The sequence below is a fragment of the Pseudohalocynthiibacter aestuariivivens genome (assembly GCF_018457175.1).
GTDB classification, from domain to species: domain Bacteria; phylum Pseudomonadota; class Alphaproteobacteria; order Rhodobacterales; family Rhodobacteraceae; genus Pseudohalocynthiibacter; species Pseudohalocynthiibacter aestuariivivens.
Genome location: NZ_JAGFNU010000044.1, coordinates 1 through 608, shown reverse-complemented (window position 1 = coordinate 608; position 608 = coordinate 1). Strand labels below are relative to the sequence as shown.

General features: G+C 54.3%; 1 protein-coding gene. It reads right to left on the bottom strand.

The window, feature by feature from the left end; all coding sequences use genetic code 11:
• Positions 1-264 precede the first annotated feature (264 nt).
• Positions 265-608 (bottom strand): transposase (locus tag J4E70_RS19240; RefSeq protein WP_213891566.1); only part of this gene is annotated, 344 nt, incomplete at its 5' end.

The window sequence follows — 608 nt, the reverse complement described above, 5'->3', positions numbered from 1 at the left end:
AATTGAGCTTATTTTGTTCTCTAATCTGTCAATGTGCACTTTTCATATTTGCAGGGTAATTGACGTCTGAGGTTGCCTTGGTTCTCTTCGAGCTGACGGGCTCATGATGGGGTTGGCTGGGTGTGGACCGGCAAGGTTGAAACCGCGATCAGACCGGTAATCTGCTCTGTCGCTACAGAATCGGCGCCATATTCCACGCCCTCCCTCGGGCGTCGTCCCGCATGGGAACTCTTATAGAGGAATCCTCGGTTGTTCAGGTTATCGTTACGCAACTTGGAATTCGGTTTGATCGCGCATCATGGCATGCAGGATGATCGCAAGACGTCTGGCCAATGCCACCCGCGCTTTTCTCATTGTCGAGCGCTGCCCGATTGCGCGCGCCCATGACTTGAGTTTCAGCGGTGCCACATATCGCGTGAGCATCACATTTGCGGCTTCATAAAGCAGTGTTCGGACGCGCACGTCCCCGCGTTTGGAGATGCTCCCGGTGTAGTCTACTTCACCTGACTGGTGGCGTTTGGGAACAAGCCCGAGATAGGGCCCAACATCTCGCGAACGCTTGAAGCGTGTCGGATCATCAATCGCTGCGACAAACGCCAGTGCGGTTA